Origin of the sequence: Streptomyces sp. CBMA152, assembly GCF_014596475.1 — a bacterium.
In the GTDB taxonomy this organism is placed as follows: Bacteria; Actinomycetota; Actinomycetes; order Streptomycetales; family Streptomycetaceae; genus Streptomyces.
This window is the reverse complement of record NZ_MECJ01000028.1, coordinates 398,019-423,680: the sequence shown is the minus strand read 5'-3', so window position 1 is coordinate 423,680 and position 25,662 is coordinate 398,019. Positions and strand designations below refer to the sequence as shown.

Sequence of the window (25,662 nt, the reverse complement as noted above, 5' to 3'; positions counted from 1 at the left end):
CTTAGTGGCAGTGAGCTACGTTCCCCCGCACGTTTAGGGGCGCGGGGAACTGCGCGACCAGCCCCCACGGTCCGCAGCCGAAAACACCACACCCCACCCGGCTCGGGGCTACTCCTTCACCCCGAACACCGGCCGCAACGGCTTGGGCAGCAGGTCATTGCAGGACAGCGACCCGGTCTTGGTCAGGGCGTCGTCCACGCACGTGTAGTAGTCCCGGTACACGATCTGCATCGTGAACGTCGCCGCCACGATGGACAGCGACAGAACCGCAGTCACCAGCCCCGTCACGGCGGCAGTCGTCTGCGGCTTGGCAGGCGGCCCAGGGGGCGCCGGGGGCGGCGGGGTCGCGGCCGACCCCGCCCGGGCAGCCGTCGCCGCGTTCTCCGGCGCCTTGGGCTTCGCCCGCAGCGAGCTGATCGCCCAGTACAGCGCCAGCGAGCCGAGCAGCAGCGAGATCTCCATCATGTCGAACAGGGCGAAGAAGAACGCCCACATGCCCGCGAGCAGCGCGTAACGCGCCCGCCGCTGGTACACGTCGGTCGGGTCCCAGCGCGGGACCTGCCCCTGCGGGGGCTTCTGGCCGGGGCCGCGCTCCGGGTCGTCGGGACGGTTGCCGAAGCCGCCCTTGCCGGGGCCCGGCTGACGGCTGCTCCACTGGCTGCCCCACTGCGAGGAGCCCTGCGGCGGCGTCCCGGGCCCCCACGGCGAGTCGCCCTGCGGCGACGATCCCGACGGGTGGCGCGGGCGCCAGGGCTGGTCCGGGCGCCCCTCCGGCGGCGGCGCGAACGGATTGTCGTCGGCGGGCGCGTCCCCGGATGTCCCGCCGCGCGGCTTCTCGTCTCCCGACTGGCTCGGGTCCGTCGAATCCGTCGTCGCGGGGGACTGGCGTTCTGCGAACGGCTGGTCGCGTCGGTCCGGCATCTGGTGAACGTCTTCCCCTCGGACCCCGGGCCAGGGGGTCGCATTCGTCGAGCATTCGCCGAGCACGTTCTGCTCGTCACGTACTGCTCTTGTCGTCGTCGCGGTGCCGTCCTGGGACGGCGCCTCCCCAGACGCTACCTGCCGGGCCTGCCCCCGTCCCGTGGGGGCGGTTCGGTGTGCCGGTATCGTTGCTGACGGTCGGCGCATTCGTAGGGTTCCCCGTATCGAGGGGTGCGACTCGTTCGTACGACCATACAAAGGTGGGCCGCGCACCCGCACCGCCCACCCCACCCCGCACCACCGAGCTCCACCCACGCATCAGCACGCTGCACCCCGCACCGCGAGAAAGGGCCCAGCCGTGGCCTCCCCGCCCCCTTCCGCCGCTCCGGCCCGCCTTGTCGTGCTGGTCTCCGGGTCCGGTACGAATCTGCAGGCCCTCCTCGACGCCATCGAGGCCGATCCGGACGGCTACGGCGCGCGGATCGTGGCCGTGGGCGCCGACCGCGACAACATCGCCGGTCTGGAGCGGGCCGAGCGCGCCGGGCTCGCCACCTTCGTCTGCCGGGTGAAGGACCATCCCACCCGCTACGCCTGGGACCGCGCGCTCACCGAGGCCACCGCCGCGTACGAGCCCGACCTCGTCGTCTCGGCGGGGTTCATGAAGATCGTGGGCAAGGAGTTCCTCGCCCGGTTCGGCGGGCGGGTGGTCAACACGCACCCCGCCCTGCTGCCCAGTTTTCCCGGCGCCCACGGCGTCCGTGACGCGCTCGCGTACGGCGCCAAGGTGACCGGATGCACCGTCCACTTCGTCGACGACGGCGTCGACACCGGCCCGATCATCGCCCAGGGCGTGGTCGAGGTCCGGCCGGACGACACGGAGGACGCGCTCCACGAGCGCATCAAGGAAGTCGAGCGAACGCTGCTCGTCGACGTCGTGGGGCGGCTGGCCCGCGACGGCTATCGCATTGAGGGACGAAAGGTTCTGTTGCCGTGAGTAGCAAGCGGGAGATCCGTCGCGCGCTGATCAGCGTCTACGACAAGAGCGGGCTGGAGGACCTGGCACGCGGGCTGCACGAGGCCGGTGTCGAGCTCGTCTCCACCGGGTCGACGGCCGGGCGCATCGCGGCCGCCGGGGTGCCCGTCACCAAGGTCGAGGAGCTGACCGGCTTCCCCGAGTGCCTGGACGGCCGGGTCAAGACGCTGCACCCGCGCGTGCACGCCGGGATCCTCGCCGATCTGCGCCTGGACTCGCACCGCGAGCAGCTGGCGGAGCTCGGCGTCGAGCCGTTCCAGCTCGTCGTGGTCAACCTGTACCCGTTCAAGGAGACCGTCGCCTCGGGCGCCTCCCCGGACGAGTGCGTCGAGCAGATCGACATCGGCGGGCCCTCGATGGTCCGCGCCGCCGCCAAGAACCACCCGTCGGTGGCCGTCGTCACCAGCCCCGAGCGGTACGCGGACGTGCTCGCGGCGGTCAAGAACGGCGGGTTCGACCTCGACGCCCGTAAGCACCTGGCCGCCGAAGCGTTTCAGCACACGGCCGCGTACGACGTGGCCGTCGCCTCCTGGATGACCAATGTGTACGCGCCCGAGGACGGCGCCGTACTGCCGCAGTTCCTCGGCGGGACCTGGGAGCGCAAGTCGACCCTGCGCTACGGCGAGAACCCGCACCAGGCTGCGGCCCTCTACACCGACGGTCAGCCCGGCGGCATCGCCAACGCCGAGCAGCTGCACGGCAAGGAGATGTCCTTCAACAACTACGTGGACACCGAGGCCGCCCGTCGCGCCGCCTACGACCACGACGAGCCCTGTGTCGCGATCATCAAGCACGCCAACCCGTGCGGCATCGCGATCGGCACGGACCTCGCCGAGGCGCACCGCAAGGCGCACGCCTGCGACCCGCTCTCCGCGTTCGGCGGCGTCATCGCCGTCAACCGCCCGGTGACGGTCGAGCTGGCCGAGCAGGTCGCGGAGATCTTCACCGAGGTGATCGCGGCGCCTTCGTACGAGGACGGCGCGGTCGAGGTCCTGGCGCGCAAGAAGAACATCCGCGTACTGAAGGTCGACGGCACCCCGCACCAGCCCGGCGACCTCAAGCCGGTCTCCGGCGGCGCCGTGCTCCAGCAGACGGACATGTTCCAGGCCGACGGTGACGACCCTTCGAACTGGACGCTGGCCACGGGATCGGCGCTGTCCGCTTCGGAGTTGGCCGAGCTCGCGTTTGCCTGGAAGGCGTGCCGGGCTGTGAAGTCCAACGCGATTCTGCTCGCGAAGGGTGGTGCGTCCGTCGGTGTCGGGATGGGGCAGGTCAACCGGGTCGACTCCGCGAAGCTTGCGGTGGAGCGGGCTGGTGAGGAGCGGGCGCGAGGCTCGTACGCTGCCTCGGACGCGTTCTTCCCGTTCCCTGACGGGCTGGAGATTCTGACCGCCGCGGGCGTTCGGGCCGTTGTTCAGCCGGGTGGGTCCGTGCGGGACGAGCTGGTCGTCGAGGCTGCGGCCAAGGCGGGCGTGACGATGTACTTCACGGGTACGCGGCACTTCTTCCACTGAGTGGGGTGTGGCGTCTTTCCGGTGCGGACCGTGCGTGGCTTGTCGCGCAGTTCCCCGCGCCCCTAAAAGGCACCACCCATCGGGCAGAACGAAGGCCGCACCCCCTGTGCGGGGTGCGGCCTTCGTTCGCCGGGGCGAAGTGGGTCAGTAACGCGGGCGGTTGAACCAGGCCGCGCCGTCCCGGGTCATCATCGCGGCCGCCATGATGCCGCCGAAGGTGATCCACAGGATCGCCCAGACCAGGGCACCCGAGGAGTGGCTGTTCGCGGCGCCGATCAGGGCGAGCAGGCCGACGACGGCGCCCAGGATGCCGTAGATCATCGTCGTGATACGGACGCCCTGGGCGCCCTTGGAGAGCCGTACGCCGAGCGTGATCGACAGGGCGGTCAGGCCGAGGAAGAAGATGGCGAACACGAAGAGGATGCCGGCGGCGGCGTGCCCTATGTCCCCGAAGGGCGTGCTGCCGAAGGTGCTGTCCGACTTGTTGGACACGTCGTTGGCCGCGGCCGCGACGAACAGGATGCCGATGCCGGCGAGCGCCTGGACGGCCGCCACGATGAACAGGAACACCCGCGCGGTCTGCATCAGGCCCGGCATCTGCGGCTGCGGCATCATGGCGCCGCCCGGGTAACCCGGGTACGCGGGCTGCGGCGGGTAGCCGTACGGCTGCTGCGGCGGGGCCGCCGGGTAGCCGTAGCCGGCCGGGGGCGCCTGCGGGGGCGGCGGCGCCTGGCCGTACGGGTTGTTCGGGTCGCCGAAGCTCATGGCGGAGTTCCTCCGTTGATGGTGCGGGGACGTCGCGGCCCGAGCGGAGGAAAGCTGGTCCGTGAGCGGTTCGCCCCCCGGCACTGCCCGCGGTACTGCTCGGATCATCGTTCTAAACAAGACATAAGTTTGTCCAGCCGGATGCTGGATGTGTTGTGCGAGTGCAACTTGGGCGATCATCAGTCGCCCTGGAAGAATGGGAAACATGACCGCCCAGATTCTCGATGGCAAGGCCACCGCCGCAGCGATCAAGTCCGATCTGGCCGTCCGCGTGGCGGCCCTCAAGGAGCGGGGGTTCCACCCCGGTCTCGGCACCGTGCTGGTCGGTGAGGACGCCGCCAGCCAGAAGTACGTGGCGGGCAAGCACCGCGACTGCGCCGAGGTCGGCATCGCCTCCATCCAGCGCGAACTGCCCGCCACCGCCACGCAGGAGGAGATCGAGGCGGTCGTACGGGAGCTCAACGAGGACCCGGAGTGCACCGGCTACATCGTCCAACTCCCGCTGCCCAAGGGCATCGACGAGAACCGGATCCTGACGCTGATGGACCCGGCCAAGGACGCGGACGGGCTGCACCCGACCAACCTCGGCCGTCTGGTGCTCAACGAGCCGGGCCCGCTGCCGTGCACCCCGTACGGGATCATCCAGCTGCTGCGCAAGCACGGTGTGGAGATCAACGGGGCCGAGGTCGTGGTGATCGGCCGTGGCGTCACCATCGGGCGCCCGATGCCGCTGCTGCTGACCCGCCGCTCGGAGAACGCGACGGTGACGCAGTGCCACACCGGTACCCGCGACCTGGCGTGGCACCTGCGCCGGGCCGACATCATCGTGGCCGCCGCCGGTGTGCCGCACCTCGTGAAGCCCGAGGACGTCAAGCCCGGTGCGGCCGTGCTCGACGTCGGCGTCAGCCGCGACGAGAACGGCAAGATCCTCGGCGATGTGCACCCCGGCGTGACCGAGGTGGCCGGCTGGATCTCCCCGAACCCGGGGGGCGTCGGCCCGATGACCCGCGCCCAGCTGCTGGTCAACGTCGTCGAGGCGGCGGAGCGCAACGCCGCCGCGAGCTGAGCCGCCGCGAGCCGGACGGAAGGAAGCACGAGGCATGGACGCCGAGACGAGTACGGGGGACGGCGGCGCCGGCGCGGACGACCGCGCCCACCCGCCGGTGAACGGCGCCCAGCCGCCCCCGAAGAGCAGCACCACGAGCGGCCCCGAGCCGTCGCCGAACGGCGCCGAGCCGTCGGTGAACGGGACGGAGCCGTCCGTGAACGGGGTCAAGGCGTCGGCGAACGGGGCCGCGCCGTCCGCGAACGGTGCCAAGCCGTCCGTCAACGGCGCCAAGACCTCGGTGAACGGCACCACGCCGTCCCTCAACGGCGCCAAGCCGTCGCCGAACGGCACCGCCGTCGCCGCGCCCCCGCCCCGTAAGGCGTCCCGGCGGTTCCCTTCCATCACCCGGGACACCGCGCGGCCCGAGGGGGGTGGGCGGGCGGCGTCCGGGGACTCGCCCGCGCCCGCGCGGCAGTGGCCGCTGCTCGCCGTGCTCGGGTCGGTCGGGCTCGGGCTGCTGCTCGTCTCGGTGGACCTGTTCCGCGTCGGCCTGATCATCATCGGCCTTGCGCTGCTCGCGGGCGGGGTGCTGCGCTGGATCCTGCCGTCGGTGGGCATGCTCGCGGTCCGGTCCCGGTTCACCGACATCACCACATACGGAGTGCTGGGCACGCTGATCGTGCTGCTCGCCCTGGTGGCGCAGCCGAGGCCCTGGCTGGACATCCCGTTCCTGGAGGACGCGGTCCGCTTCACCGTGCGCTGACGCGCCGCTGAACATCCCGTACGTGCCCCGCGTAAAGACGTGAAACAGAACGGCGCCCGTCCTCTCCCCCGTGGGAGGACGGGCGCCGTCCGTCCCCGTGGTGTAAGCGTCATGCACGCGCCAACCCACTACAAGGGAAGCCGGTGGGCTGTGGCGCGGAGGTGACCGTTCCGCAACTGTGTGTACGTCCCGCAACAGCCGTCCCACGTGCGACAAGGGCGTAGGTGACGGCATCTCCCGCCGATGGGAGGATGGGGGCGGAACAGGGGCCAAGGGCGCGGCGGGGGCGGCATCGGGCCTCGGCGGTACATCGGGTACGTATGGGGGGACAGGGGGAGCACATGCCGCGTTGGAAGGCGTTGCCGGAGGAACTGGACCCGCAGGTGCGGGAGTTCGCGAGTCAGCTGCGCAGACTCGTGGACCGCAGCGGTCTCAGCCTCGCCGCGGTCGCCGACCGCACCGGCTACAGCAAGACCTCGTGGGAGCGGTATCTGGGCGGGCGGCTGCTCGCGCCCAAGGGGGCGATCGTCGCGCTCGCCGAGGTGACCGGCACCAACCCCCTCCATCTGACCACCATGTGGGAGCTCGCGGAGCGCGCCTGGAGCCGCTCCGAGATGCGGCACGACATGACGATGGAGCAGATCCGGATCTCCCAGGCGCGCGCGGCGCTCGGCGAGTTCGGCCCGGTTCCCGGCGGTCCGCAGACGTCCCCGGTCGCCCCGGCGGCTCCCGACCGGCGCCCCGCCGAGTCGCTGCCGACGGCGTCCCCGTCGGCCGGTCTCGGAGCGCCGCCCCTGATCGACCCGGGCAAGATCCGCGGCAAGGGCATACCGCTGCGCCGCCCCGACCAGGGGCCCGGCGGATCCGGCGGCACGGGCGGGCGGCGCAGGCTGCTCATGTTCGCGGCGGGCGTCGTCGGCGCCCTGCTCGTCATCGCGGCGGCCTTCCTGCTCACCGATCTGGGTGGCTCCGGCGACGACAAGGCGGCGGCGACCCCCACGGCGACGCCCAGCGCCTCCGTCACGCCGTCGCTCCCGGCGGGCGTGAAGTGCACCCAGGGCAGCTGCACCGGCCAGGATCCCGAACTGATGGGCTGCGGCGGTGCGTTCGCCAAGACGGTGTCGTCCGCGAAGGTCGGCGCCACCCTCGTCCAGGTCCGCTACAGCCAGACCTGCGGGGCCGCCTGGGCCCGTATCCAGCAGGGCGCGCCCGGCGACAAGGTGCAGATCAGCACGGCCACCACGGCGGGCGGCAGCGGGACGGTGGGCGCCGACAAGGAGGCGTACACCAAGATGCTCGCGGTCGACGGCCCGACGGCGGCCAAGGCGTGCGCCACGCTCGTCTCCGGCAAGAAGGGCTGCACGGTTCACCAGTGAGCCGTACGGGACACGTGCGCAACACGGGGTGAGGCGTCCCACAGGGGGGTGGGGGTTGGCGGCGGCCGGTGTCGGATAGCCTGACCGCTGGATATCTCTTCACGTCAAGATTCAGTTCGGGATCATGTCGGGGCCCGAGCGGGACCTTGACGTGAAGAGATAGCCGGAACCAGGGGCACAACCCCCACCACCTGCTGTTCTCAACGGAGATCGCCATGACCCGCACTCCCGTGAATGTCACCGTCACCGGCGCGGCCGGACAGATCGGCTACGCGCTGCTCTTCCGTATCGCCTCCGGTCACCTGCTCGGCGCGGACGTGCCGGTCAAGCTCCGTCTCCTGGAGATCCCGCAGGGCCTGAAGGCCGCCGAGGGCACCGCCATGGAGCTCGACGACTGCGCCTTCCCGCTGCTGCGCGGCATCGACATCACCGACGACCCGAACGTCGCGTTCGACGGCGCCAACGTGGCCCTCCTCGTGGGCGCCCGCCCGCGCACCAAGGGCATGGAGCGCGGCGACCTGCTCTCCGCCAACGGCGGCATCTTCAAGCCGCAGGGCAAGGCGATCAACGACAACGCCGCGGACGACATCAAGGTCCTCGTCGTCGGCAACCCGGCCAACACCAACGCGCTCATCGCGCAGGCCGCGGCCCCGGACGTACCGGCCGAGCGGTTCACCGCGATGACCCGTCTGGACCACAACCGCGCGATCTCGCAGCTGGCGAAGAAGACGGGCGCCGCCGTCTCGGACATCCAGCGTCTGACGATCTGGGGCAACCACTCGGCCACCCAGTACCCGGACATCTTCCACGCCACGGTCGGCGGCAAGAACGCGGCCGAGCTGGTCAACGACGAGCAGTGGCTCGCCGACGACTTCATCCCGACCGTCGCCAAGCGCGGCGCCGCGATCATCGAGGCCCGTGGCGCGTCCTCGGCCGCCTCCGCCGCCAACGCGGCCATCGACCACGTCCACACGTGGGTCAACGGCACCGCCGAGGGCAACTGGACCTCGATGGGCATCCCGTCGGACGGCTCCTACGGCGTCCCCGAGGGCCTCATCTCGTCCTTCCCGGTCACCGTCAAGGACGGCCAGTACGAGATCGTCCAGGGCCTTGAGATCAACGACTTCTCGCGCGCCCGCATCGACGCGTCCGTGCAGGAGCTCAAGGAAGAGCGCGACGCGGTGCGCGAGCTCGGCCTCATCTGAGTCGACGCGGTCCGTCAGCTTGGCTTTATTTGAGTCCCGCACCCCCAGCGGTAACACCACCCCCGGCAGCCTCACCAGGCCGCCGGGGGTGGTCTTTTTGGCGTACGACACGGAGGTCAACCCTCCTCTACGCTGTGGCCTTCGTCACAGGCAACTCGCCTGCGGGCGCGGTCAGTTCGCTCATCGGGGGGACCGTTGACGCAGACCTACATTCCCCGGCAGCCCGGTCCGTCCGGCCGTCGCGGGGACATCGACCCGAAGGCGCCGGGGTCCAGCGAGGCCACCCGGCTGCTGTGCGCGGGTGCCTATCAGGACGCGGTGTTCCGGGACGCGGTCATCGACGAGCTGTACGTCCACGAGGAGCGCATCGCCGCCCCCTCGCTCGGCATCGACGCGGCGCGCGTGCTCGCCCACGCGCTGCGCGCCCGGCGTATCGAGCTCGGCTGGTCGGCCGCGATCGTGCTGCTGTGGATCGTGGCGGTGCCGCTCACCCAGTGGCTGATCCTGCTCTATCTGCCGGCGTTCGCGCTGTTCACCGTGGCGGGCTGGATCCGGGGTCCGCAGGAGCGGCCCGTCTGGTACCGCAGGATCGCTGGCTGGTACGTGCGCCTGATCGGGTGGGTGCTCTACCTGTGGGCGCTGTTCTCGCTGCTCCGGCCCGCGCTGACAGGCGGTTCGGTGGACCTCTCCGGAGTGGCCGGCTCGTTCGGCAGCGGACCGGGGGGCGACGACCGCCTCCAGTCGTGGTGTGCGCTGGTGCTGCCGCTCCTGCTCGCCTGGGCCGTCGCCATGCAGCGTGGCCAGTTCGCCAGATCGCTCACCGAGGAGCTCTCCAGACCCCGCTTCCCCGAGGTCGCGGCCGACCCGGCCGAGGCGGCGGACGGTCACCGCTTCCAGCGCCTGGCCGCGCGCATCCGGGCCGAGCAGCACGCGCCGCTGGTGCTCTACCACGTGACCCAGCCGTTCTGCGGCGCCGGACAGCCGTACGAGCCGTGGTCCCTCTCCGTCGAACTGCGCCCGAACCGCGACCGCGAGCCCGAACCGCTCGACAACAGCGCGATCCTGCGCCGCGTCGTCCCGCTCCTGGAGGCGCTGCGCGTCCCGTCCCCGCACGGCTCGCCGGAGCTGGCGGCAGCCGTCCGCGACCGGCTGCGCGACCTGGAGCTCGACGAGATCGTCTTCCTGCCGGTGACCGGCCTGCCGTCGCGCGCCGACGCGCCGTACACCACACGGCAGTTCGAGGAGCACCGCTCGCGCGCCATCGAGGAGGGCGGCGAGACCCGGCGGCACTTCCTGCGGATCCGGGTCGGCGGCTGGGGCGAGGAGATCGTCACGACGGTCTTCGTACGGGTCCACACCCAGGGCGGGATGCTGATGCTGGAGGTCGCCCCGCATGTGCTGCGCCCGGTGAAGCGGCTCTTCCAGGACGCCGACCTCGCCGCCCACCGCCACCGGCACAACAACAGCTTCGGCAAGGCCGCCTGGGCGGTGGGGAACACCCCGGCCGCCGCCGGGCACGCGGTGCTCGCGCTGTGGCGGAGCGCGGTCTCGCTGTGGCGCCTGGCCACCGGCGGCTACGGCCGGGCGCTGCCGGAAGGGCCCGTCAGGTCGGTGCGCGAGCTGGGCTCCGACAACGACGCCTCCCTCTTCCAGGAGATGGACGTCAGCCGCTATCTGAAGTCCATTCAGGACCGGGTGGCCAACGGCGTACGGCTCGCGCTCCAGGAGGCGGGCTGGGAGACGGACGAGTTCGTGCAGAAGATCGTGAACGTCGCCGAGGGGGCCACGTTCATTGAGACCGCGAAGGGCGCCATCGCCATCGGCGACCGCAACACCGTGGTCAACAGAACGTCCAGAACGGGAACGGGAGGCGGCGGCCGTGGCGAGGGATGACGGGCACAAGCGGGACGGCAAGCAGGGCATCAGCATCGGCAGCGTGGTGGGCGCGATGGCCATCGGCGACCACAACACGGTGACCAGCCACCACGGCGTACCGGCCGCCGATCCGGCACAGGCCGAACTGCTGGACGCGGTGCGGGAGTTGAGAGCCGACCTCGCCCGCGCGGTCGCCACCGACCGCACCCGGGAGCTGGACGCGGCGGCGGCCGACACCGAGGAGGAGATCGCGTCGACGGGCGCGGCGGGCCCGGGCAGACTGGCCCGGCTGCGCCGCGCGCTCACCGAGGCGGAGGGCCTGACGGGCCTGCTCACCTCGGCGGCGACGGTCGGCCGCGCGCTCGCCGAGCTCCTGGGCGGCTGAGCCATGAGCGCACGAGGTGGTGGCGGCGCCCACTGGAACGACGAGACACAGAGCTGGGAGCAGGGCGAACCCCCGCCCCGCCGCTATGGCGCGCCGGTACCCCCGCCGCCCCCGGCACCACCTGCGTTCGGCCCGCCGGTCCCGCCGCACGAGACACCGTCGTACGAGTCGCCTTCGTATGCGTACGAGGGCGAGACGCAGGCCGGGTACGAGCTGCCGAGGGAGCCGGTGTACTCGCCCTACGCCCCCGCCGACCCGGCCTGGCGGCAGCGGCAAAGGCAGCGGCAGCGGCTGGTGGTCGCGGCCGTGGCGGCCGTGGTGCTCGCGGGCGGCGCGGTCGGCGGCTGGATGTTGTGGGGCAGGGACGGCGGTTCGGGATCCGGCGCGGTCTCGTCGGCCTCGGCGTCGCAGTCCGCGCCGCAGGACGGTACGACGGACACGCCGACGGGCACCCCGAGCGATACGCCCACGGTCGGCCCCACGTACGGCTCGACGGCCGAACCCACCGACACCGGCACCTACGGCTCCACCAGCGAACCGACCCAGAGCCCGTCCGCCTCCCCGGCCACCGTCCCCGTGCCGGGCGGCTACCACCTGGTGAACGACACCCTCGGCTGGAGCGTCGCCGTACACGACGGCTGGACCCGCATGCAGGAGCGCGGCAGCGCGCTGTACCGCTCGCCCGACCAGGCGGATCTGCTCCAGATCTACCGCCTGACGGAACCGGGCATCACCCCGTACAACGCGCTCAGCATCACCTCGGGCGACCTTGCCGCGAACCCCGGGTACCAGCAGATCAGCCTGCGCCGGATGACCGAGGTGACCAGAGCGGACGAGGCCGAGCTGGTCTACGCGTACGACCGGACCAGTACGGGCGTACGCGTCCAGGGCGTCGCCCGTGCCTTCGTCGCCGCGAACGGGGTCCCGTACACGGTCCTGGTCTCCGGGCCCACCGCCGACGGGTCCGCGCTGACGGCGGTCCTGAACGCGGCGCTCGACGCGTTCACACCGCGCTGAGCGCCGGGCCGGGTGTGGTCAGCCGCCGGTGCGCAGCTGCTGGGCGATGTCCCGTACCGCGTTCATCGCCCGGCCCTGGAGTCCGGGGCCGAACGTGACGCGGGCCGCGCCCAGTTCGCCCAGGCGGCGCGGGGTCGGGCCGTCGGTCTTGGCGACCTGGTTGACCGGGGCCGGCACGGCGGCCGCGATCTTCGGCAGATGCTCGGCGGGCGCCCCGTACGGGTAGACGCCGTCCGCGCCCGCCGTCACATACGCGCGCGCCCGCGCGATGGTCGCGTCGAGGTCCTGGACGCCCATGATGTACGTGTCCACGCGCGCGTTGATGAAGAGCCGGTCCCCGGCCTCCGCGCGCACCTCCGCCAGCCAGTCGGCGTGGCGCGCCGGGTCGACCAGCGCGCCGAACTCGGAGTCCTCCAGGTTGCAGCCCACCGCGCCGGTCTCCAGGATCCGGGCCACGAGCTCCTTGGGGGACAGGCCGTAGCCGCGCTCGACGTCCGCCGAGACCGGTACGGACACGGCCCGCACGATCCGGGTGACCGCCGCGAACATCTCGTCGCCGGGCGTCTCGCCGTCCGCGTACCCGAGCGAGGCGGCAACGCCCGCGCTCGGCGTGGCGAGTGCGGGGAAGCCCGCCTCCTCGAAGACGCGGGCGCTGGCGGCGTCCCACGGCCCGGGCAGGATCAGCGGATCGCCCGGGGCGCGCCCGTGGTGCAGGGCGCGGAAGGCGGCGACGGGGGTCAGCTGTGCCATTCGGTCTCTCCGGGTGCGGTGCGGCGGGCCACCATCAGCCGGTTCCAGCTGTTGATGGCGATGATCGCGGCGATGAGATGGGCGAGTTCGGACGCGTCGAAGTACTTGGCGGCCTGCTGGTACAGATCGTCGGGAACGTATCCCTCGGTCAGGATCGTTATGCCCTCGGTGAGGGCGAGGGCCGCGCGCTCACGCTCGCTGAAGCGGTCCCCGGCCTCCTGCCAGGCCGCGACGAGATCGAGCCGTCCCTCGGTCTCGCCGTGCCTGCGGGCGAGGTCGAGGTGCATGTCCAGGCAGAAGGCGCAGTGGTTGAGCTGGGAGGCGCGGACCATGACCAGCTCCGCGAGCGTGGGGTCCAGCTCCTTCTTGGCGGCCGCGCTGACTCCCGCGAGTGCCACATAGACCTCCTGCGGAACCTGCCAGCCGCGCGCGGTCACTTGTACATCCCCGGGGTGTAGTGGCCCGGGACCATACGCGTGGTGACGCCGAAGCGGTTCCAGGCGTTGATCACGGTGATCGCGGCGATGAGGTGGCCGAGCTCGGTCTCGTCGAAGTGGCGGGCGGCGCGCGCGTACACGTCGTCGGGGACGAAGCCGTCGGTGAGTACGGTGATCGCCTCGGTCAGCTCGATCGCCGCGAGCTCCTTGGCGGTGTAGAAGTGCTGCGACTCCTCCCACGCGTTGAGCTGCACGATCCGCTCGACCGACTCGCCCGCCGCCAGCGCGTCCTTGGTGTGCATGTCCAGGCAGAAGGCGCAGTGGTTGAGCTGGGATGCGCGGATCTTGACCAGCTCGTGGATCACCGGGTCGACCCCGCGCCCGGCCGCCGCGTCCAGCTTGACCATGGCCTTGTAGACCTCGGGGGCGGCCTTGGCCCAGTGCAGCCGGGGGCTGTGCTCGGCCGCGTAGGAGCCGGACCCGCTGTCGTTCGCGTCGCTCACGGTATGTCCCATTTCCGTCGTCCCATCCCGTACGGAGCCGACGCTACGCGCCACATGTCACACGGGTATGGTCCATTTTCATGGTGGAATCCTGGGCCACTTCTTCCGGAACACTGGCCGAAGTCTTCGGTGTCGATCTGCATGTGGAGGTCGGCGGCGGCCGGCTGCGCGCCGGTCTGATGGACGCGCTGCGCGAGGCCGTACGCACCGGACGGCTCACGCCCGGCACCCGCCTGCCGTCCTCGCGCTCGCTCGCCGCCGACCTGGGCGTCGCCCGCAACACGGTGGCCGACGCGTACGCGGAGCTCGTCGCCGAGGGCTGGCTCACCGCCCGCCAGGGCTCCGGGACCCGGGTCGCCCAGCGGGCCGCGCCCCGGTCCCCCAAACCGGCCGGGCCCCGCTCCGCCACCCGCCGCAAACCCACATACAGCCTGGTCGCGGGCACCCCCGACCTGTCGTCCTTCCCGCGCGCGGAGTGGCTGAAGGCGTCCCGGCGGGCGCTGACGGCCGCGCCGCACGAGGCCTTCGGCTACGGCGACCCGCGCGGCCGCATCGAGCTGCGCACGGTCCTGGCCGACTATCTGGCGCGGGCGCGCGGGGTGTACGCGGCCCCCGAGCGGATCGTGGTGTGCGCGGGTTTCGTGCACGGCCTGATGCTGCTCGGCCGGGTGCTGCGGACGCGCCGGGTACGGGAGGTCGGGGTCGAGGCGTACGGCCTGGACGTGCACCGCGACCTGGTGTCCGGGGCGGGGCTGCGCACGCCGGCGCTGGGCTTCGACGACGTGGGCACGCGGACGGAGGAGTTGGCGTCGGCGGCGGCGTACAAAGGTCTGGGGGCGGTGCTGCTGACCCCCGCGCACCAGTTCCCGGCCGGGGTCGCGCTGCCACCCGACCGGCGTTCGGCGGCGGTCGACTGGGCGCGGTCGACGGGCGGGCTGATCCTGGAGGACGACTACGACGGCGAGTTCCGCTACGACCGCCAGCCCGTCGGGGCGCTCCAGGGCCTGGACCCCGAGCACGTCGTCTACCTCGGCACCGCCAGCAAGTCCCTCGCCCCCGGGCTGCGCCTCGCGTGGATGGTGCTGCCGGAACGGCTCGCGGGCGAGGTGGCCGAGGCGAAGGGCCAGGTCGACTGGTCGTGCGGCGCGCTGGACCAGCTGACGCTGGCGGAGTTCATCGCGTCGGGGGCGTACGACCGGCATGTACGTGGGATGCGCCTGCGGTACCGCCGCCGTCGTGACCAACTGGTCTCGGCGTTGGCGGCGCGTGCGCCGGAGGTACGGGTGAGCGGGATCGCGGCGGGCCTGCACGCGGTCCTGGAACTCCCACCCGGCACGGAGCGAGCGGTGATCCAGGCCGCGGCCTGGCAGGGCCTGGCCCTCCAGGGCCTCTCCCACTTCCGCCACCCCGAACTCCCACCGGGCCGCGACGCGTTGGTGGTGGGGTACGCGGCACCGACGGACAGCTCTTGGACGGGGACGCTGGATGCGTTGTGTCGGGTGTTGCCTTAGCGCGGGTCGCGATTTCGGAGCGCGTCGAGCTTTGCCTGCGGGCCGGTGGGGGCTTGTCGCGCAGTTCCCCGCGCCCCTAAAAGGGCCCTTCGGGCCCATCAAGGACCGTGCCGCCCGCGCCCCCAGGAGGGCCCGAAGGGCCCATCAAGGGGCGCGGGGAACTGCGCGAGCAACCCAGCACGATCCGCAGACGAATCGGGGTCCTCCCACCCCCGGAGGGTCTAGGGAAGGGGCGGGGTGGGGGTCGACTCCGGGGCCTCGCCGAAGCGGGCCAGGGCCAGCGCCCCCGCGACCGCCACCGCGAACCCCGTCACCGCCAGCCAGCCCAGGCCGGACCGGGTGTGGTCGCCCAGCCACACCACCCCCACCAGCGCAGGACCGATCGTCTCGCCCAGGACCATCCCGGCCGTCGCCGTGGTGACCGAGCCGCGCTGGAGCGCCGACGTCAGCAACAAGAACGCCGCACCCCCGCCCAACAGCAGCGCGTACAACGCCGGGTTGGTGAAGTCGAGGGAGTCGATCAGGCGGACCGCCACCTCCACCACTCCGAATCCGCACCCCGCGCCCAGGCCGAGCACCAACGCCCGTGCCCGATCGGGCAGTCGGCCCCCGACCGCCCCCGCCACCAGGATCGCCGCGGCGACCGCGAGCAGCGCCCACGGGAGCGCGGCGGGCCCGTCCTGGTGGCCCTCGGAGCCGGACGCGAGGCCGAGCATGCCGAGGCCCGCGCAGACGACGGCGACGGCCGCCCACTCCGTACCGGACAGCCGTACCGCGAGGACCCGCGCCGCGACCACCGCCGTCACCGCGAGCGAGGAGGCGAGCGCCGCCCCGACCGCGTAGATCGGCACTGACCGCAGGGCGACGATCTGGAGGACGAAGCCGAGCCCGTCGAGCCCGAGCCCGACGATGTAGCGCCACTGGCGCACCGCCCGCAGCAGCAACGCGGCGTCGACCCCGGACCCCCCGGAGTCCGCCCCGGGCGCGGACGCGGACCGCGCCGCCACCGCCTGAAGAACCGTCGCGGTGCCGTAGCAGACCGCCGAACCGAGCGCGCAGATCATCCCAAGGAGCACGGACGGACTGTAGTGGACGCCGGATACCGCCCGTCCGTGGCCGGGAACCAGCAACTAAGGTGTGGCCGGATCACGTCCAGGAAGCGTGTGCGTACGTAAATCGACGGGGAGAGACCTATGCGTAGATTCGCGTCCACCACCGTGGTGCTCGGCGGTATGGGCATGCTCGCCGCCACCCTCGCCGCCTGCTCCTCGGAGCCCGACCGCCGGTGCGTCGACCCCGTCACGCACAAGGAACTCCCGTCGTACGAGTGCAGGAGCGGCGGCCACGGCTCGTACTACTACGGCGGTTCCAGCCGCAACGGTGTGTTCAGCGGCGGCTCGTTCGGCAAGTCGGGCTCCAAGGCCGGCTCCGGCGGTGTCGAGCGCGGCGGCATCGGCGGCCACTCCGGCTCCGGCGGCGGCTGACCGATGCAGCGGCACCGCATAGACCCGCGCCCCGGCTGGCAGCAGATCGTCGAGGCGCAGGGCCTGATCTACCCCCTGACCCGCTACCCGGACGACTCGCTGCGCCCGTACTGGGACGAGAGCGCGTACTACTCCTTCACGCTCCCCGAGGTCGAGGCGCTGGAGGAGGTCGTCGAGGAGCTGCACGGGATGTGTCTGGCGGCGGCCGCGCACATGGTGGAGAAGGACCGCTTCGCCGATCTCGGGATCACCGACCCGGTGCTGGTGGCACGGGTGACCGAATCCTGGCATCGCCGGGCCGAAATCCCCTCCATATACGGCCGGTTCGACCTGCGCTACGACGGTACGGGCCCGGCCAAGATGCTGGAGTACAACGCCGACACCCCCACCTCGCTGGTCGAGGCGGCGAGCCCGCAGTGGTTCTGGATGGAGGACCGCTTCCCCGGCGCCGACCAGTGGAACTCGCTCCACGAACGCCTCGTCGCCGCCTGGAAGCGGCAGGCCCCGCTGCTCCCGCCCGGCCCGCTCCACTTCGCCCACTCGGACGACGACGAGCTCGGCGAGGACCTGATGACCGTCGCGTATCTGCGCGAGACGGCCGAGCAGGCGGGCATCGAGACGGCGGCGCTCTCGGTGGAGCGGATCGGCTGGGACGGCCTGACCGGCCGGTTCGTGGACGACCGCCTCCGGTTCATCCGCAGCTGCTTCAAGCTCTACCCGTGGGAGTGGCTGGCCGCGGACCGGTTCGGCCCGCACGTCCTCGCCACCCTCGACAACGGCGGCGGCACCGGCACCACCTGCTGGATCGAGCCCGCTTGGAAGATGCTGCTCTCCAACAAGGCGCTGCTCGCGGTGCTGTGGGAGCTGTTCCCGGGCCACCCGAACCTGCTCCCTGCGTACCTCGACGGCCCGCGCGAACTGGCGCACACCTCCGGATACGTCGCCAAGCCGCTTCTCGGCCGGGAGGGCGCCGGGGTGACCGTCCACGCCCCCGGCACCCCGCCCGCCGCCCCGCCGCCGGAGGAACCCCACTGCTACCAGGCCCTGTCCCCGCTCCCGGACTTCGCGGGGAACCGGGTGGTGCTGGGCGCGTGGGTCGTCGACGGTGAGGCGGCGGGGCTGGGCATCCGCGAGTCGTCGGGGCTGGTCACGGACGGATACGCGCGCTTCCTCCCGCACGTGATCCGGTAGCCGGGGGCCTACTCCGGGATGTAGTCCCGCAGTTGCGCGGGCCGCAGCCCGGCCGCGTCGGCGGCGGCGAGCGCCCGCGTCAGGTCGGCGTCGACGGTGTCGTTGAAGTGCAGCAGCACGATGTCACCCGCCTTCAACTTCGGTGTGGGCGGCGTCCATTGACCCCAGGTCGTGAAGTCGTACGTCCAGGTCACCAGCGCCTTCGCGCCGCAGGCGCGGGCCGTCGTCCGGGTGGTGTCGTTGTACGTGCCGTACGGCGGCCGCGCCAGCCTCGGCTCGGCCCCGAACTGCGTCAGCGTCCGGTCCCGGGCCCCGCACAGCTGCGCGCGCTGGCCCGCCGCGTCGAGCGTGGTCAGATCGGGGTGGTCGACGGTGTGGTTCTCCATCCGCGCGGGCGTGTGGTCGAGCAGGGTGCGGAAGTAGCCGGGATCGTACGCGTACGCCCCCGGCAGGATGAACAGCGAGGCGGGTACCTGCCGGTCGAGCAGGAGCTTCTGGGCGGCGGGGTCGTGGGTCCAGCCGTCGTCGATCGTGATGAAGACGACCGGGTCGGCGGTGTCGACGTGCGACACGACGGGCACGGGCTCGGGCCAGTCCGTGGCCTGGGCGGGCCCGCCGATCCCGATGATGGCTAGGAGGGATACGAGCAGGGCGAACGCTGCGCGGGGCGACGGGGCGGGGCGCGCGGTGCGGGGTCTCGGCATGGCGGCATCATTGGTCTGGACCATGTTGATTGTCAACGCCCGCGCGGAAGAAGTCCGTTGGGGGTCACCCCACCCCGCCCCTTCCCTAAACCCTCCGGGGGTGGGTGGGGGAGGGTTTCCCGGGGGGCTACGCCCCCGGACCCCGAGCGGGGCTGCGCCCCTGCACCCCTCGGGGGCTCCGCCCCTGACCCCCGGCGGGGCCTGCGGCCCCTGCACCCCGTTTGTGTGCGGACCGTGCTGGGTTGCTCGCGCAGTTCCCCGCGCCCCTAGGTATTTAGGGGCGCGGGGAACTGCGCGCTCAGCCCCCACCGGGCCGCAGCCAAAGGAACCGGCCGCCCGCCCAGGGCTTTCGGGAAGGGGCGGGGTGGGGCCAACCCCGCCTAGGCTTCCGCCAGCACCCCCCGCAACTGGTCCAACCCCCAGTCCAGGTCCTCCTTCGAGATCACCAACGGCGGCGCGATCCGGATCGTGGACCCGTGGGTGTCCTTGACCAGGACACCCCGGTCCATGAGCCGCTCAGAGATCTGCCGCCCGGTCCCGTACGCGGGGTTGATGTCCACACCGGCCCACAGTCCACGCCCCCGCACCGCCTCCACCGCACCGGTGTGCGCCAACAGGCCGAGTTCGTGGTGCAGATGCTCGCCGAGTTCGGTCGCCCGCTGCTGGTACTCGCCCGTACGCAACATCGCGATGACCTCCAGGGCCACCGCGCACGCCAGCGGGTTCCCCCCGAACGTGGACCCGTGCTCGCCGGGGTGGAACACCCCGAGCACGTCCGAGGAGCCCACCACGGCCGACACAGGCACGACCCCGCCGCCGAGTGCCTTGCCCAGGACGTACAGGTCGGGCACCACGTCCTCGTGCTCGCACGCGAACGTCTTCCCGGTCCGGCCGAGGCCCGACTGGATCTCGTCCGCGATGAACAGGACGTTCCGCTCGCGGGTCAACTCCCGTACGCCCGGCAGGTATCCGGGCGGCGGCACCAGCACGCCCGCCTCGCCCTGGATCGGTTCGAGGAGCACCGCCACCGTGTTCTCGGTGACCGCCGCCGACAGCGCGGTCAGGTCGCCGTACGGAACGATCTCGAAGCCGGGGGTGTACGGGCCGTAGTCCGCGCGCGCCTCGGGGTCCGTCGAGAAGCTGACGATCGTCGTCGTACGGCCGTGGAAGTTGTTGGCGGCGACCACGATCTTCGCCATCCCGTCGGGTACGCCCTTGACGCGGTAGCCCCACTTGCGGGCGGTCTTGACGGCCGTCTCCACGGCCTCGGCGCCCGTGTTCATGGGCAGCACCATGTCCTTGCCGCACAGCGCGGCGAGCTCCGCGCAGAACTCGGCGAACCGGTCGTGGTGGAACGCCCGCGAGGTCAGCGTGACTCTGTCGAGCTGGGCCTTGGCGGCGTCGATGAGACGCCGGTTGCCGTGGCCGAAGTTCAGCGCCGAGTACCCGGCGAGCATGTCGAGAAACCGCCGGCCCTCGACATCGGTCATCCACGCCCCTTCGGCCGAGGCGACGACGACAGGCAACGGATGGTAGTTGTGCGCACTGTGAGCCTCGGCAGAGCGGATGGCGTCCGATGTAGTAGACACGGGGTCTCCGTTTCATCGTGCGGCGTGGGACAGGGGTGGGCACCTTTTCTGAGGTGGTCCCCTTTTCTATCGTCGTTTTCTATCGTCGCTCGGATGCTGGACGAAGAAACCTCCAATCGTGACGTGGACGCTAGGGTGGAAGGTGCGTACGGCGACTGGCGAGCGGGGATTCAACCCCGGGGGAGCCGTGCGTCGCCAGCGCACGAGGTGCCGCCCGCCTGGGCACCCGGGACCACGTACGGACCCCGGAGGACGCCATGAGCCTGCCCCTTTCCCACCCGGCCCTTTCGGCCACCGACCCCGAACTCGCCGCGCTCGTCGGCGCCGAGGAGCGGTTGCAGTCGGACACGCTGCGGCTGATCCCCAGCGAGAACTACGTCTCGCAGGCGGTGCTCGAAGCCTCGGGCACGGTGCTGCAGAACAAGTACAGCGAGGGCTACTCGGGCCGCCGTTACTACGAGGGCCAGCAGAACATCGACCTGGTCGAGACGCTGGCCGTGGAGCGGGCCAAGGCGCTGTTCGGGGTCGAGCACGCCAACGTGCAGCCGTACTCCGGCTCCCCGGCCAACCTCGCCGTCTACCTCGCCTTCGCCGAGCCCGGCGACACCGTGATGGGCATGGCCCTGCCGATGGGCGGCCACCTCACCCACGGCTGGGGCGTCTCGGCCACCGGCAAGTGGTTCCGGGGCGTCCAGTACGGCGTACGGCACGACAGCGGGCTCATCGACTTCGACGAGGTGCGCGAGCTCGCCCTCAAGGAGCGCCCGAAGATCATCTTCTGTGGTGGCACCGCCCTGCCGCGCACCATCGACTTCGCGGCCTTCGCCGAGATCGCCCGCGAGTCCGGCGCCGTCCTGGTCGCCGATGTCGCGCACATCGCGGGCCTGATCGCGGGCGGCGCGCACCCGTCCCCGGTGCCGCACGCCGACGTGATCTCCACGACCACCCACAAGACCCTGCGCGGCCCGCGCGGCGCCATGCTGATGTCCCGCGAGCAGCACGCCAAGGCCATCGACAAGGCGGTCTTCCCGGGCCTCCAGGGCGGTCCGCACAACCAGACCACCGCCGCGATCGCCGTCGCCCTGCACGAGGCGGCCCAGCCCTCGTTCCGCGACTACGCGGCGGCCGTCGTCGCCAACGCCAGGGAGCTCGCCGAGCAGCTGCTCGCGCGCGGCTTCGACCTGGTCTCCGGCGGCACCGACAACCACCTGATCCTGATGGACCTCACCCCCAAGGACGTCCCGGGCAAGGTGGCCGCGAAGGCCCTGGACCGGGCCGGGATCGTGGTCAACTACAACACCGTCCCGTACGACCCGAGGAAGCCGTTCGACCCCTCGGGCATCCGCATCGGCACCCCCTCGCTGACCTCCCGTGGCCTGGGCACCGAGCACATGGCGGCCGTGGCCGAGTGGATCGACCGGGGCGTCACCGCGGCCCGCGCCGGCGACGAGGACGCGCTCGCCGCGATCCGCGCGGAGGTCGCCGGGCTGATGGCCGAGTTCCCGGCGCCGGGCCTGCCCACGGACTAGCCGGACCACCCCGAGGTGCCGTCGTCCGCGACGGCACCTCACCACTGTGTTCCTCATCTCATCGGGCGCGTCCGGGCTGGTCGTGGATTCCTACCGGCCCGCGCGCCGGGGTTCGTACCGGCAACGGTTTCCGAGCTGTCGGCGCCACCTGAGAGAATGATGAACATGGCCATTGATCGTCCTCGTGTGCTCTCCGGAATCCAGCCCACCGCAGGCTCGTTCCACCTCGGCAACTACCTCGGTGCGGTCCGTCAGTGGGTGGCTCTCCAGGAGTCCCACGACGCCTTCTACATGGTCGTGGACCTGCACGCGATCACGGTTCCGCAGGACCCGAAGGAGCTGCGCGCCAACACCCGGCTCGCCGCCGCCCAGCTGCTCGCCGCCGGGCTCGACCCGGACCGGTGCACGCTCTTCGTGCAGAGCCATGTGCCCGAGCACGCCCAGCTCGCCTGGGTCATGAACTGTCTGGCGGGCTTCGGCGAGGCGTCCCGGATGACGCAGTTCAAGGACAAGTCGGCGAAGCAGGGCGCCGACCGCGCCACCGTCGGCCTCTTCACCTACCCGATCCTCCAGGTCGCGGACATCCTGCTCTACCAGGCCAACGAGGTCCCGGTCGGCGAGGACCAGCGCCAGCACGTCGAGCTCACCCGTGACCTCGCCGAGCGCTTCAACGGCCGGTTCGGTGACACGTTCAAGATCCCGGCGCCGTACATCCTCAAGGAGACGGCGAAGATCTACGACCTCCAGGACCCGTCGATCAAGATGAGCAAGTCGGCGTCGACGCCGAAGGGCCTCATCAACCTGCTCGACGAGCCGAAGGCGACCGCCAAGAAGGTCAAGAGCGCCGTCACGGACACCGACACCGTGATCAAGTACGACGCCGTGAACAAGCCGGGCGTCTCCAACCTGCTCACGATCTACTCCACCCTCACCGGCAAGGCGATCGCCGAGCTGGAGACGGAGTACGAGGGCAAGATGTACGGGGCGCTGAAGACGGACCTCGCCGAGGTGATGGTGGACTTCGTCACCCCGTTCAAGACCCGTACGCAGGAATATCTGGACGACCCGGAGACGCTGGACGCTGTCCTGGCCAAGGGCGCCGAGAAGGCGCGTGCGGTGGCCGCCGAGACGCTGGCGACGGCGTACGACAGGGTCGGGTTCCTGCCCGCGAAGCACTGAAGACGCCCTGACGGCTCTGGCAGAACGGCGGCGCGACCGCCACACTGCACACTGACGCACACAGACGTACCCGGACAACGACGGAGGAGAACGACGTGGGGACCGTAACGCTCGGCGTTTCGATCGCGGTCCCGGAGCCGTACGGCAGCCTGCTCCAGGAGCGGCGCGCGGGCTTCGGGGATCCCGCCGCGTACGGGATCCCCACCCATGTCACCCTCCTCCCGCCCACCGAGGTCGACGCGGCCCGGCTGCCCGGGATCCGGGCGCATCTCGCCGAGGTCGCGGCGGCCGGGCGCGCCTTCCCGATGCGGCTCTCGGGGACGGGGACGTTCCGGCCGCTCTCGCCGGTCGTGTTCGTGCAGGTCGTCGAGGGCGGGCCGGACTGCGCCCGCCTTCAGCAGCGGGTCCGCGACGAGGCGGGCCCGCTCGTGCGCGAGCTGCACTTCCCGTACCACCCGCATGTGACCGTGGCGCACGGCATCCCCGAGGAGGGGATGGACCGGGCGTACGAGGAGCTGGCCGCCTTCGAGGCGGAGTGGACCTGCGGCGGCTTCGCCCTGTACGAGCAGGGCGCGGACGGCGTGTGGCGCAAGCTGTACGAGTACGGGTTCGGCCTCAGCGGGGTCCCCGCCCAGGGCACCTCACGGGACGAGCCGTCGGTTCGCGCCTGAGCTTTCAGGGTCTAGACCGGCAGCCGCCGGAAAATCGGGCGCGGTACGTGTCGTAGCGCCGACATCACCACCCGTAGCGTCCCCGGCACCCACACCACCTCCGCGCGGCGGCGCAGCCCCGACTCGATGGCCTGCGCGACCGCCTCCGGCGTCGTCGCCAGCGGAGCCTCCGGCAGCCCCGCCGTCATCTTCGTCCGGACGAAGCCCGGACGCACGACCATCACGTGCACCCCCGAGCCGTGCAGCGCGTCCCCCAGGCCCTGCGCGAAGGCGTCGAGGCCCGCCTTGCTGGAGCCGTAGATGAAGTTGGCCCGGCGGGCGCGTTCACCGGCCACCGAGGACAGGATCACCAGCGAGCCGTGCCCCTGGGACTGTACGGCTTTCGCGCAGATCAGGGCCGAGGAGACCGCACCCGTGTAATTCGTCTGGGCGACCCGCACGGCCGCCAGCGGCGCGCTCTCGTCGCGGACCTGGTCGCCCAGAATCCCGAACGCCAGCAGCACCATGTCGATGTCTCCCTCGGCGAAGACCTTGGACAGGGCCGACTCGTGCGAGGCCGCGTCCAGAGCGTCGAACGCGACCGTGCGCACATCCGCGCCCCGCTCCCGCAGCTCGGCCGCCGCCGCGTCCAGGGCCGGGGACGGGCGCCCGGCGAGCCACACCTTCCGGGTGCGCCGGGCCACCAGACGGCGGGCCGTGGCCAGGGCGATCTCGGACGTACCGCCGAGGACGAGCAGGGACTGCGGGGTGCCGAAAGCGTCCTTCATGGCTGCCAACTCCGTTGTGTGGGGCCTTGGTTGCTCACAGGTCCAGGCGTCTGGACAGGTCCGAGGTGAAGACCGCGTCCGGGTCGAGTCGCGCCCGCAGTTCCCGGAACTCCGCCAGTCGCGGGTACATCGCCGCCAGCGTCTGGGGTCGCACCCGCGCGTCCTTCGCCAGGTACACCCGGCCGCCCGCGCCCGCGACCTCCTCGTCCAGCTCGTCCAGGAAGTCGGCGAGGCCCGGCAGGCCCGTCGGGATGTCCAGGGCCAGGGTCCAGCCGGGGAGCGGGAAGGAGAGCCAGCCGGGGTCGGCCTCGCCGAAGCGCTTGAGGACGGCGAGGAAGGACGGGCAGCCGCGCCCGGAGATGCGGCGCACGATCCGGCGCAGCGCCTCCTCCTGCCCGTATCCGACCACGAACTGGTACTGGACGAAGCCGCCCCGGCCGTAGACGCGGTTCCAGTGCGGGACGCCGTCGAGGGGGTGGAAGAAGGTGGGGATGCGCTGGAGTTCGCCGGTGCGGTGCTTGGGTGCGCGGCGGTACCAGAGCTCGTTGAACGCCGTCACCGAGGCGCGGTTCAGCAACCCGGAGGGGAAATACCTTGGTGCGGGCGGGAGTTGGCCGGGGCGGAAGTGGAGCGGGGTGCGGCGGGTGCGGGCGGGCAGGGTGTCCAGGGGGGCGTGGTCGCCCCTCGTCAGCACCGCGCGACCGGTGCGGGCGCCGCGCGCGAGCAGGTCGATCCAGGCGACCGAGTAGCGGTAGCGGTGGTCCGTCGCGGTGAGGCGGGCCATCAAGTCGTCGAGATCCGCAGCCCGCTCGGTGTCGACCGACATCAACGAGGTCTCGACGCGGTGGAGTTGGATCGTCGCCGACAGGATCACGCCCGTCAGGCCCATCCCTCCCGCTGTCGCGTCGAACAGTTCGTCGCCGGGCGTGAGGGTGCGTACCGTGCCGTCCGCCGTCAGCAGGTCGAGCGCGCGGACATGGCGGGTGAAGGAGCCCGAGCCGTGGTGGTTCTTGCCGTGGATGTCCGCGCCGATCGCGCCGCCGACGGTCACGTACCGGGTCCCGGGGGTCACCGGCACGAACCAGCCCAGCGGCAGCAGGACTTCCATCAGGCGGTGCAGGCTCACCCCCGCCTCGCAGACCAGCACGCCCGCCTCGGCGTCGATGGTGCGGACGCGGTCGAGGCCGGTCATGTCCAGGACGGCGCCGCCCGCGTTCTGCGCCGCGTCGCCGTACGCCCGGCCCAGCCCCCGCGCGATGCCCCCGCGCGGCCCGCAGGCGCGGACCGCCGCCACCGCTTCCTCGTACGTACGCGGCGCGAGCAGCCGCGCGGCCGTCGGCGCGGTGCGGCCCCAGCCGGTCACGGGGGTCAGGGGGGTGGCAGGCATGGGGCCGACCGTAGCGCCGGTTGGTTGTTTTCCTTGGTGTTATGTCCTATTCATTCAG

The 25,662-nt window shown here is 71.8% G+C and carries 25 protein-coding genes and 1 riboswitch; of the genes, 15 read left to right on the top strand and 10 right to left on the bottom strand.

The genetic code is table 11. The features are described 5' to 3' along the window. Positions 1 to 108: 108 nt before the first annotated feature. Positions 109 to 921 (bottom strand): hypothetical protein, encoded by an 813-nt coding sequence (locus BG418_RS25445; RefSeq protein ID WP_188276296.1) that lies wholly within the window; start codon positions 919 to 921, stop codon positions 109 to 111. A 358-nt stretch (positions 922 to 1,279) separates the two neighbouring features. Here BG418_RS25445 and purN point away from each other — a divergent pair, with 358 nt between their 5' ends. Then, positions 1,280 to 1,915, top strand: a complete 636-nt coding sequence (gene purN, locus BG418_RS25440; RefSeq protein WP_188276295.1) for a phosphoribosylglycinamide formyltransferase — start codon at positions 1,280 to 1,282, stop codon at positions 1,913 to 1,915. Next, positions 1,912 to 3,468 (top strand): bifunctional phosphoribosylaminoimidazolecarboxamide formyltransferase/IMP cyclohydrolase, encoded by a 1,557-nt coding sequence (purH, locus tag BG418_RS25435; RefSeq protein ID WP_188276294.1) that lies wholly within the window; start codon positions 1,912 to 1,914, stop codon positions 3,466 to 3,468. The genes purN and purH overlap by 4 nt, the downstream gene beginning before the upstream one ends. A gap of 144 nt (positions 3,469 to 3,612) precedes the next feature. On the opposite strand, the gene BG418_RS25430 is transcribed toward purH, so the two are convergent. Beyond that, positions 3,613 to 4,233 carry a hypothetical protein gene (locus BG418_RS25430; protein ID WP_188276293.1) on the bottom strand — a complete coding sequence of 207 codons (621 nt, stop codon included), beginning with the start codon at positions 4,231 to 4,233 and terminating at the stop codon, positions 3,613 to 3,615. Positions 4,234 to 4,438: 205 nt separating this feature from the next. Here BG418_RS25430 and BG418_RS25425 point away from each other — a divergent pair, with 205 nt between their 5' ends. The 7 genes from BG418_RS25425 (at position 4,439) to BG418_RS25395 (ending at position 11,902) form a co-directional block, all read left to right on the top strand. Then, positions 4,439 to 5,299 carry a bifunctional methylenetetrahydrofolate dehydrogenase/methenyltetrahydrofolate cyclohydrolase gene (locus BG418_RS25425; RefSeq protein ID WP_188276292.1) on the top strand — a complete coding sequence of 287 codons (861 nt, stop codon included), beginning with the start codon at positions 4,439 to 4,441 and terminating at the stop codon, positions 5,297 to 5,299. Positions 5,300 to 5,333: 34 nt separating this feature from the next. Next, the gene (locus BG418_RS25420) at positions 5,334 to 6,044 is read left to right on the top strand and encodes a DUF3017 domain-containing protein (RefSeq protein ID WP_188276291.1); all 711 of its coding nucleotides are present in this window, start codon (positions 5,334 to 5,336) and stop codon (positions 6,042 to 6,044) included. Between the two features lie 341 nt (positions 6,045 to 6,385). Beyond that, complete coding sequence (locus BG418_RS25415; protein WP_188276290.1) at positions 6,386 to 7,420, top strand: XRE family transcriptional regulator; 1,035 nt, start codon at positions 6,386 to 6,388, stop codon at positions 7,418 to 7,420. 215 nt (positions 7,421 to 7,635) lie between these two features. Then, positions 7,636 to 8,625: a malate dehydrogenase gene (locus BG418_RS25410; RefSeq protein WP_188276289.1), complete on the top strand. Its 990-nt coding sequence runs from the start codon at positions 7,636 to 7,638 to the stop codon at positions 8,623 to 8,625. A 195-nt stretch (positions 8,626 to 8,820) separates the two neighbouring features. Further along, positions 8,821 to 10,518, top strand: a complete 1,698-nt coding sequence (locus BG418_RS25405) for a hypothetical protein (RefSeq protein WP_223185362.1) — start codon at positions 8,821 to 8,823, stop codon at positions 10,516 to 10,518. Continuing rightward, the gene (locus BG418_RS25400; RefSeq protein WP_188276288.1) at positions 10,505 to 10,885 is read left to right on the top strand and encodes a hypothetical protein; all 381 of its coding nucleotides are present in this window, start codon (positions 10,505 to 10,507) and stop codon (positions 10,883 to 10,885) included. The genes BG418_RS25405 and BG418_RS25400 overlap by 14 nt, the downstream gene beginning before the upstream one ends. Before the next feature lie 3 nt (positions 10,886 to 10,888). Then, a complete protein-coding gene (locus tag BG418_RS25395) occupies positions 10,889 to 11,902 on the top strand; it encodes a hypothetical protein (RefSeq protein ID WP_188276287.1) in 1,014 nt (337 codons plus the stop codon). A gap of 18 nt (positions 11,903 to 11,920) precedes the next feature. Here the strand turns inward: BG418_RS25395 and BG418_RS25390 are convergent, their stop codons facing one another. The 3 genes from BG418_RS25390 to BG418_RS25380 are packed head-to-tail and all read right to left on the bottom strand — an operon-like array spanning position 11,921 to position 13,592. Continuing rightward, positions 11,921 to 12,652 carry an isocitrate lyase/phosphoenolpyruvate mutase family protein gene (locus BG418_RS25390; protein ID WP_188276286.1) on the bottom strand — a complete coding sequence of 244 codons (732 nt, stop codon included), beginning with the start codon at positions 12,650 to 12,652 and terminating at the stop codon, positions 11,921 to 11,923. After that, positions 12,640 to 13,089, bottom strand: a complete 450-nt coding sequence (locus tag BG418_RS25385; RefSeq protein WP_188276285.1) for a carboxymuconolactone decarboxylase family protein — start codon at positions 13,087 to 13,089, stop codon at positions 12,640 to 12,642. Before BG418_RS25385 ends, BG418_RS25390 begins: the two co-directional genes overlap by 13 nt. Then, positions 13,086 to 13,592, bottom strand: coding sequence for a carboxymuconolactone decarboxylase family protein (locus BG418_RS25380; protein ID WP_317453754.1), 507 nt, complete (start codon positions 13,590 to 13,592; stop codon positions 13,086 to 13,088). The genes BG418_RS25385 and BG418_RS25380 overlap by 4 nt, the downstream gene beginning before the upstream one ends. 80 nt (positions 13,593 to 13,672) lie before the next feature. Between BG418_RS25380 and BG418_RS25375 the strand changes: the two genes are divergently transcribed. Next, positions 13,673 to 15,103, top strand: coding sequence for a PLP-dependent aminotransferase family protein (locus tag BG418_RS25375; RefSeq protein ID WP_188276283.1), 1,431 nt, complete (start codon positions 13,673 to 13,675; stop codon positions 15,101 to 15,103). A gap of 221 nt (positions 15,104 to 15,324) precedes the next feature. Here the strand turns inward: BG418_RS25375 and BG418_RS25370 are convergent, their stop codons facing one another. Beyond that, positions 15,325 to 16,167, bottom strand: coding sequence for a hypothetical protein (locus BG418_RS25370; RefSeq protein ID WP_188276581.1), 843 nt, complete (start codon positions 16,165 to 16,167; stop codon positions 15,325 to 15,327). A 129-nt stretch (positions 16,168 to 16,296) separates the two neighbouring features. On the opposite strand from BG418_RS25370, the gene BG418_RS25365 reads away from it, so the two are divergent. After that, positions 16,297 to 16,587 carry a hypothetical protein gene (locus tag BG418_RS25365; protein ID WP_188276282.1) on the top strand — a complete coding sequence of 97 codons (291 nt, stop codon included), beginning with the start codon at positions 16,297 to 16,299 and terminating at the stop codon, positions 16,585 to 16,587. Between the two features lie 3 nt (positions 16,588 to 16,590). Next, positions 16,591 to 17,778 (top strand): glutathionylspermidine synthase family protein, encoded by a 1,188-nt coding sequence (locus BG418_RS25360; protein ID WP_188276281.1) that lies wholly within the window; start codon positions 16,591 to 16,593, stop codon positions 17,776 to 17,778. Positions 17,779 to 17,786: 8 nt separating this feature from the next. Here BG418_RS25360 and BG418_RS25355 read toward each other — a convergent pair whose 3' ends face one another. Beyond that, positions 17,787 to 18,482, bottom strand: coding sequence for a polysaccharide deacetylase family protein (locus BG418_RS25355; RefSeq protein WP_188276280.1), 696 nt, complete (start codon positions 18,480 to 18,482; stop codon positions 17,787 to 17,789). A gap of 380 nt (positions 18,483 to 18,862) precedes the next feature. Continuing rightward, on the bottom strand, positions 18,863 to 20,071 hold the full coding sequence (gene rocD / locus BG418_RS25350) for an ornithine--oxo-acid transaminase (protein ID WP_188276279.1): 1,209 nt from the start codon (positions 20,069 to 20,071) through the stop codon (positions 18,863 to 18,865). Positions 20,072 to 20,212: 141 nt separating this feature from the next. After that, positions 20,213 to 20,302: riboswitch (ZMP/ZTP riboswitch) on the top strand. A gap of 26 nt (positions 20,303 to 20,328) precedes the next feature. On the opposite strand from rocD, the gene glyA reads away from it, so the two are divergent. The 3 genes from glyA to BG418_RS25335 all read left to right on the top strand — a co-directional run bounded on the left by glyA (position 20,329) and on the right by BG418_RS25335 (position 23,450). Next, positions 20,329 to 21,600, top strand: coding sequence for a serine hydroxymethyltransferase (glyA, locus tag BG418_RS25345; RefSeq protein ID WP_188276278.1), 1,272 nt, complete (start codon positions 20,329 to 20,331; stop codon positions 21,598 to 21,600). Between the two features lie 165 nt (positions 21,601 to 21,765). After that, a complete protein-coding gene (trpS, locus tag BG418_RS25340) occupies positions 21,766 to 22,779 on the top strand; it encodes a tryptophan--tRNA ligase (protein WP_188276277.1) in 1,014 nt (337 codons plus the stop codon). 95 nt (positions 22,780 to 22,874) lie between these two features. Further along, positions 22,875 to 23,450 carry a 2'-5' RNA ligase family protein gene (locus BG418_RS25335; RefSeq protein ID WP_188276276.1) on the top strand — a complete coding sequence of 192 codons (576 nt, stop codon included), beginning with the start codon at positions 22,875 to 22,877 and terminating at the stop codon, positions 23,448 to 23,450. Positions 23,451 to 23,461: 11 nt separating this feature from the next. Here the strand turns inward: BG418_RS25335 and BG418_RS25330 are convergent, their stop codons facing one another. After that, positions 23,462 to 24,217, bottom strand: coding sequence for a decaprenylphospho-beta-D-erythro-pentofuranosid-2-ulose 2-reductase (locus BG418_RS25330; RefSeq protein ID WP_188276275.1), 756 nt, complete (start codon positions 24,215 to 24,217; stop codon positions 23,462 to 23,464). Positions 24,218 to 24,251: 34 nt separating this feature from the next. Further along, positions 24,252 to 25,604 (bottom strand): FAD-binding oxidoreductase, encoded by a 1,353-nt coding sequence (locus BG418_RS25325; protein ID WP_188276274.1) that lies wholly within the window; start codon positions 25,602 to 25,604, stop codon positions 24,252 to 24,254. Between the last annotated feature and the right edge of the window lie 58 nt (positions 25,605 to 25,662).

Bases quoted from the DNA above. Each gene is read 5' to 3' on its own strand.
- BG418_RS25330 (WP_188276275.1), bottom strand. From the start codon at position 24,217: ATGAAGGACGCTTTCGGCACCCCGCAGTCCCTGCTCGTCCTCGGCGGT.
- BG418_RS25420 (WP_188276291.1), top strand. From the start codon at position 5,334: ATGGACGCCGAGACGAGTACGGGGGACGGCGGCGCCGGCGCGGACGAC.
- BG418_RS25325 (WP_188276274.1), bottom strand. From the start codon at position 25,604: ATGCCTGCCACCCCCCTGACCCCCGTGACCGGCTGGGGCCGCACCGCG.
- BG418_RS25415 (WP_188276290.1), top strand. From the start codon at position 6,386: ATGCCGCGTTGGAAGGCGTTGCCGGAGGAACTGGACCCGCAGGTGCGG.
- BG418_RS25425 (WP_188276292.1), top strand. From the start codon at position 4,439: ATGACCGCCCAGATTCTCGATGGCAAGGCCACCGCCGCAGCGATCAAG.
- BG418_RS25360 (WP_188276281.1), top strand. From the start codon at position 16,591: ATGCAGCGGCACCGCATAGACCCGCGCCCCGGCTGGCAGCAGATCGTC.
- glyA (WP_188276278.1), top strand. From the start codon at position 20,329: ATGAGCCTGCCCCTTTCCCACCCGGCCCTTTCGGCCACCGACCCCGAA.
- BG418_RS25445 (WP_188276296.1), bottom strand. From the start codon at position 921: ATGCCGGACCGACGCGACCAGCCGTTCGCAGAACGCCAGTCCCCCGCG.
- BG418_RS25365 (WP_188276282.1), top strand. From the start codon at position 16,297: ATGCGTAGATTCGCGTCCACCACCGTGGTGCTCGGCGGTATGGGCATG.
- BG418_RS25395 (WP_188276287.1), top strand. From the start codon at position 10,889: ATGAGCGCACGAGGTGGTGGCGGCGCCCACTGGAACGACGAGACACAG.
- BG418_RS25375 (WP_188276283.1), top strand. From the start codon at position 13,673: ATGGTGGAATCCTGGGCCACTTCTTCCGGAACACTGGCCGAAGTCTTC.
- BG418_RS25370 (WP_188276581.1), bottom strand. From the start codon at position 16,167: ATGATCTGCGCGCTCGGTTCGGCGGTCTGCTACGGCACCGCGACGGTT.
- BG418_RS25390 (WP_188276286.1), bottom strand. From the start codon at position 12,652: ATGGCACAGCTGACCCCCGTCGCCGCCTTCCGCGCCCTGCACCACGGG.
- BG418_RS25410 (WP_188276289.1), top strand. From the start codon at position 7,636: ATGACCCGCACTCCCGTGAATGTCACCGTCACCGGCGCGGCCGGACAG.
- BG418_RS25355 (WP_188276280.1), bottom strand. From the start codon at position 18,482: ATGCCGAGACCCCGCACCGCGCGCCCCGCCCCGTCGCCCCGCGCAGCG.
- BG418_RS25430 (WP_188276293.1), bottom strand. From the start codon at position 4,233: ATGAGCTTCGGCGACCCGAACAACCCGTACGGCCAGGCGCCGCCGCCC.
- trpS (WP_188276277.1), top strand. From the start codon at position 21,766: ATGGCCATTGATCGTCCTCGTGTGCTCTCCGGAATCCAGCCCACCGCA.